Genomic DNA, 5265 nt, shown 5'->3' with positions numbered 1-5265 from the left:
CTGCCTCGTCTGCCGCTCCGGCCTGCGCTCCTGGCACGGGGCGGAGCGTCTGTTGGGGCTGACCGACCTCCCCCTTGCCCTCGTCGCCATGGGCGACCCCTCGAAGGACCCAGCATGAAACCTCTCGCCCTCGCCGCCCTCCTCCTCGCCACCCCCGCCTCGGCGGAGGAGTTCACCGTCATGCTCGACTGGTTCGTGAACCCCGACCACGGGCCGATCATAATCGCACAGGAGAAGGGCTATTTCGCCGAGCGCGGGCTGGAGGTGACGATCGTGCCGCCCGCCGATCCGGCCGATCCGCCGAAGATGGCGGCGGCAGGGCGGGCGGATCTGGCGGTCAGCTACCAGCCGCAGCTGCATCTGATGGTGGCCGAGGGCCTGCCGCTGCGCCGGGTCGGCACGCTGATCGGCACACCGCTGAACTGCCTGCTGGTGCTGCAGGACGGCCCGGTGCAGGAGCTCGGCGACCTGCGCGGCAAGCGCATCGGCTTCTCGGTCAGCGGCATCCACGAGGCGCTGATCGGCGCGATCCTCGCCGAGGCCGGGCTGACGCCTGCGGATGTGGAACTGGTGAACGTCAACTGGTCGCTGTCGCCCGCGCTGATGTCGGGGCAGGTGGATGCGGTGATCGGCGCCTTCCGCAATTTCGAGCTGAACCAGATGGAGATCGAAGAGCGCCCCGGCCGCTGCTTCGCGGTGGAAGAGGTCGGCGTGCCGAGCTACGAGGAGCTGGTCTATGTCGCCAACCCCGAGACGATGAACGGCGACGCCATCGCCCGCTTCCTCGCCGCGACCGAAGAGGCCGCCGCCGACATCGCCGCCGATCCGGAAGCCGCGTGGCAGATCTTCTCGGCCACCGCGCCAGAGCTGCAGGACGAGCTGAACGCCCGGGCTTGGGTCGATACCGTGCCCTTCTTCGCCGCCCATCCGGCAGAGCTTCACGCCAAGCGCTACAGCGCCTTCTCGGCCTTCCTCGCCGAGGCCGGGCTGATCCCCGCGCCGCAGCCGGTGGAGGATCTGGCGCTCACCCTGCCCCCGGTGGCCGAGTGACCCCTCCCGGCCTCTGGCTCGACGGCAGCGCGCGCTTCGGCGACAGCGCACTCTTCGGCCCGCTGTCGTTCCGCGCCGAGGCCGGATGCTGGACGGTGCTGCTCGGCCCCTCGGGGGTCGGCAAGACCACGATCCTGCGTCTGTTTGCGGGGCTCTCGCGCGCCGAGGTCTCGGGCGGCTTTGGCGCAAGCGACGGGCAGCCGCTGGCGGGCCGCGTCGCGTTGATGGCGCAGACCGACCTCCTGCTGCCTTGGGCCACGGCGCTCGACAACATCTGCCTCGGCGCCCGGCTGCGCGGCGAACGCGCCGACCCGGCCCGCGCCCTGCGGCTGCTGGCCGAAGTCGGGCTGGCGGGGATGGAGCGGCGTAAGCCCGGGCAGCTTTCGGGCGGGCAGCGGCAACGGCTGGCGCTGGCGCGGACGCTGATGGAGGACCGCCCGGTGGTGCTGCTCGACGAGCCCTTCTCGGCGCTCGACGCCCGCACCCGCAGCGAGATGCAGGCGCTGGCGGCGCGGCTGCTCACGGGGCGCACCGTGCTGATGGTCAGCCATGACGCCGCCGAGGCCGCCCGGCTGGGCCAGCGCATCCTGATCCTGACGCGCGCCGGTCTGGCCGAGGCCGCAGCCCCCGAAGGTCCGCCGCCACGCGACGCCACCGCCCCCGCGCTGCTGCAGGCGCAGGCCGGGCTTCTGGCGCGGCTGCTCGCCGCATGACCCGCGCCGCCCCGCCGCTGATCGCCGCCCTGCTGCTCTGGCAGCTTCTGGTGCAGCTGACCGGCGTCCCCCGCTTTCTGCTGCCCGCGCCGTCGGAGATCGGCGCGGCGCTGTGGCAGAACCGGGCGATGCTGGCGGCGCATGGGCTGGTGACCTTCGCCGAGATGCTGGCCGCCCTGATCTGCGGCGCGGCGCTGGGGGTGCTGCTCGGCCTCTGGCTCGCCTGGTCCGAAACGGCGCTGCGGCTGGTGCGGCCGGTGCTGGTGTTTTCGCAGACCGTGCCGATCTTCACCCTCGCGCCGCTGCTGACGCTCTGGCTCGGCTACGGCTTCGGCTCGAAACTGGCGACGGGGGTGCTGGTGGTGTTCTTCCCGGTCGCCTCGGCCTTTCTCGACGCGCTGCTGCGCACCCCGGCGGAGCTCCTTGATCTGGCCAAGGTGATGGGGGCGCGGCGGGGGCGACTGCTCTGGCTGATCCGCCTGCCCGCGGCACGACCCGGGCTGGCCTCGGGGCTGCGGCTGGCGGCGGTCTATGCGCCGATCGGGGCGGTGCTGGGCGAATGGGTCGGGGCGTCGCGCGGGCTCGGCTATCTGATGCTCCTGGCCAATGGCAGCGCCAAGACGCCGCTGATGTTCGCGGCGCTCGTCGTGCTGTCGGCGCTGACCTTCGGCCTGACGCGGGCGACGGGCCTCTTGGCCGCGCGGCTGGAGCGGGTCTGACTACTTGATCAGCGCCACGATCTCGCGGAAGGCCGGATGCTCGGCGCTGCCCAGCCATTCGAAGAGCACCATCTCGGTGGTGACGATCCCCGCCCCCGCCTGCCGCATCCGCTTCAGCGCCGCCTTGCGGTTGGCGGCATGGCGTGACCCCACCGCATCGGCCACCACCTGCACCCGGCGACCGCGCTGCAGGAGGCCGAGCACGGTCTGCAACACGCAGACATGCGCCTCGCAGCCGGCGACGACGAGGGTGCGATCGCCGGTCAGCCGCGCGGCAATGGCGGGCGCGCCCAGCGCGTCGAAGCTCATCTTGGGCAACACCTCGGTGCCCTCCGGCAGCAGCCCCGCCACCGTCGGGCCGAGCCCCGCCGGGTTCTGCTCGGTCGCCAGCAGCGGCACGCCCAGCCGGTCGGCGGCCGTCACCAGCTGCCGCGCCCGGGCGAGCACCGCAGGCCCCTCCTGGATCGCCGGCATCAGCCGGGTCTGGATGTCGATGATCAGCAACTCCGAACGCGCCGCCTCCAAGGTCAGCATGATCCGCCTCCTGTCCTGCTGCAATCGCTAGCAGAGCCGGCGGAACCGCGCCAGCCCGCCGTGCCCGACCAGATTTCCGTTGACTTGCGACCGGGATCGGACAGGCTCGGGAGGCGTGGCCGCATGACCGTGATGGGCCGCGCCCCCGCTCTTCGCTCGACGGCTCTTTCCCTGCCCCGGAGGACGACGCATGACCGCCACCAAACCCGATGTTTCCCTCGCCCTGATGACCCCGCCCAAGGCCCTGATGGAGCTGGTCCCCGCCGGCATGGTCTTCGGCCAGCGCCTGATCGAGGCGCAGGCCGCACTGGCCCGCGACCTGCAGGACTATGGCCAGCATTGGCTGGAACGCCGGCAGGAGGCGCTGCGCACCGGCGTGGCCGCCGCGGCCAACATGGCGACGCCGGACCTGCTGCAGTCGTTGCGCGCCGGCCGCGACTGGTACGCTGGCTCGGTGGAGCGGATGACGGCGGATGCGCAGGAGAGCCTCGACCTGATGGCGCGCTGCGGCAAGGCCGTCACCGCCTCCGGCAGCGGCAAGGCGAAGGCGAAGCCGGTCGCCTCGATCAGAGCCGCCTGAGCCCCGCGGGCCGGCCCTACCGCCCCTTCCAGACCGGATCGCGCTTCTCGGCGAAGGCCCGCGCGCCTTCCAGCTGATCCTCGGAGGAATAGAGCCGGTCCACCGTCGGGAACTGCCGCTTGGTGATCCGGTTCAGCGCGTCCTGGAAACGCATGTCCTCGGCCTCGCGCACCACTTCCTTGATCGCGGCGAAGACCAGCGGCGGGCCGCTCTCCAGCATCCGCGCCAGCGCCCAGGCCTTGGGCAGCAGATCCTGCGGCGTGGTGATCTCCTTCAGGAGCCCCCAGCGCAGCGCCTCCTCGGCATCGAACCAGCGCCCGGTCAGCAGCAGGTCCATCGCCACGTGATAGGGGATGCGCTTCGGCAGCTTGATGCTGGCCGCATCCGCCACCGTGCCCGAGCGGATCTCGGGCAGCGCGAATGTCGCGGTTTCGGAGGCGAGGATCAGATCGCAGCTCAGCGCCAGTTCCAACCCGCCGCCGCAGCAGATGCCGTTGACGGCGCAGATCACCGGCTTGTTCAGGTTCGGCAGTTCCTGCAGCCCGCCGAAGCCGCCGACGCCATAGTCGCCGTCCACCGCATCGCCGCCCGCCGCCGCCTTCAGATCCCAGCCGGGGCAGAAGAACTTCTCGCCCTCCGCCCGCAGGATGCAGACCCGCAGGCTGTCGTCGTCGCGGAAGGCGCGGAAGGTCTCGCCCATGATCCGGCTGGTCACGAGGTCGATGGCATTGGCCTTCGGACGGTCGAGCGTGACCTCCAGAATGCCGCCCTCGCGCCGTGTCTTGATCGGTGTCTCGGTCATGTCGCCTCCCGTATCAGTGCATCCACCGCCACCGCGCCTGACGCGCGGAGGATCAGCGGGTTGATTTCAATCTCGCGCAGGTCGGGTCGCGCCCGCATCAGCGCCTGCAACGCCAGCACCGCCTCGATCAGCGCTTCCACATCGGGCCGGGCCCGACCCCGGTAGCCGTCAAGCAGCGGCCAGAGCCGCAGCCCGCGCAGCGCCGCTTCGACCTCCGCCGCCTTTACGGGCACCACCAGCGTCACCGTATCGGCCAGAAGCTCCGCCGTCACCCCGCCCATGCCGAGGGTCAGGGTGAGCCCATAGACCGGATCGCGCTGCAGCCCGACCAGCATCTCGACCAGCCCGCCCGTCACCATCTCCTCGGCCAGATAGCCGGTGGCGCCGGGCATCTCCGGCTCGTCGTCGAGCGTCTGCAAACCGAGCCGCACCGCCCCGGCCTCGGTCTTGTGGGCGAACCCCAGCCCCTTCAGCGCCAGCGGCCGCACCAGCCCCTCGGCCAGCGGCCCGAGGGTCGCGAGGCTCTCCGCCTGCACCCCGCGCGGCACGGCGATCCCGGCGCGCGCCAGCAGCGCCTTGGCCTCCGCCTCGTCGAGCAGCCGCGTTCCGGCTTCCGGCAATGTGGGCTCCGGTCGCCAGCCCGCCAACCCTGCCGGGGTCGATGCGGCGCGCAGGGCTCCCAGTGCCGCCTCCAGCCCCATCAGCGGCACGATGCCCTCCGCCAGCATCGCCGCCGCCCGTGCCTCGCCGAAATTCTCCGGCAGCGAGGCGACCGGGAAGGCGGGCTTGCCCGTGGCCTTCGCCGCTGCGACGATGGCCTGCAAAGCGGGCTCGAAGGAGCTCGCATCGCAGCGGTCGCCGCGCGGC

Annotated in this window: 7 protein-coding genes; 4 read left to right on the top strand and 3 right to left on the bottom strand. The window is 72.0% G+C overall.

What is annotated here, in order from left to right; all coding sequences use genetic code 11:
• The first annotated feature begins 114 nt into the window (after positions 1 to 114).
• From C5F48_RS21680 to C5F48_RS21670, 3 genes are read left to right on the top strand one after another with little or no spacing between them, the layout of a single operon-like run.
• Positions 115 to 1050: an ABC transporter substrate-binding protein gene (locus C5F48_RS21680; RefSeq protein ID WP_107665830.1), complete on the top strand. Its 936-nt coding sequence runs from the start codon at positions 115 to 117 to the stop codon at positions 1048 to 1050.
• Positions 1047 to 1763, top strand: coding sequence for an ABC transporter ATP-binding protein (locus tag C5F48_RS21675; protein WP_107665829.1), 717 nt, complete (start codon positions 1047 to 1049; stop codon positions 1761 to 1763). Before C5F48_RS21680 ends, C5F48_RS21675 begins: the two co-directional genes overlap by 4 nt.
• On the top strand, positions 1760 to 2482 hold the full coding sequence (locus C5F48_RS21670) for an ABC transporter permease (RefSeq protein WP_107665828.1): 723 nt from the start codon (positions 1760 to 1762) through the stop codon (positions 2480 to 2482). Before C5F48_RS21675 ends, C5F48_RS21670 begins: the two co-directional genes overlap by 4 nt.
• Here the strand turns inward: C5F48_RS21670 and C5F48_RS21665 are convergent, their stop codons facing one another.
• Positions 2483 to 3016, bottom strand: a complete 534-nt coding sequence (locus C5F48_RS21665; protein WP_107665827.1) for an isochorismatase family protein — start codon at positions 3014 to 3016, stop codon at positions 2483 to 2485. It lies immediately after the preceding gene.
• Between the two features lie 190 nt (positions 3017 to 3206).
• Between C5F48_RS21665 and C5F48_RS21660 the strand changes: the two genes are divergently transcribed.
• Positions 3207 to 3596 (top strand): hypothetical protein, encoded by a 390-nt coding sequence (locus tag C5F48_RS21660; RefSeq protein ID WP_107665826.1) that lies wholly within the window; start codon positions 3207 to 3209, stop codon positions 3594 to 3596.
• Between the two features lie 16 nt (positions 3597 to 3612).
• Here the strand turns inward: C5F48_RS21660 and C5F48_RS21655 are convergent, their stop codons facing one another.
• Entirely contained in the window at positions 3613 to 4398 is a 786-nt protein-coding gene (locus C5F48_RS21655; RefSeq protein WP_107665825.1) for a carnitinyl-CoA dehydratase, read from the bottom strand.
• The coding region (locus C5F48_RS21650; RefSeq protein ID WP_181247750.1) for an acetate--CoA ligase family protein at positions 4395 to 5265 on the bottom strand (871 nt) is incomplete at its 5' end. The genes C5F48_RS21655 and C5F48_RS21650, both read right to left, overlap by 4 nt.

It is taken from the genome of Cereibacter changlensis JA139 (genome assembly GCF_003034985.1).
Taxonomy (GTDB): domain Bacteria; phylum Pseudomonadota; class Alphaproteobacteria; order Rhodobacterales; family Rhodobacteraceae; genus Cereibacter; species Cereibacter changlensis.
The sequence above is the reverse complement of the archived record's forward strand: the minus strand, read 5'-3'. Positions and strand labels throughout refer to the sequence as shown.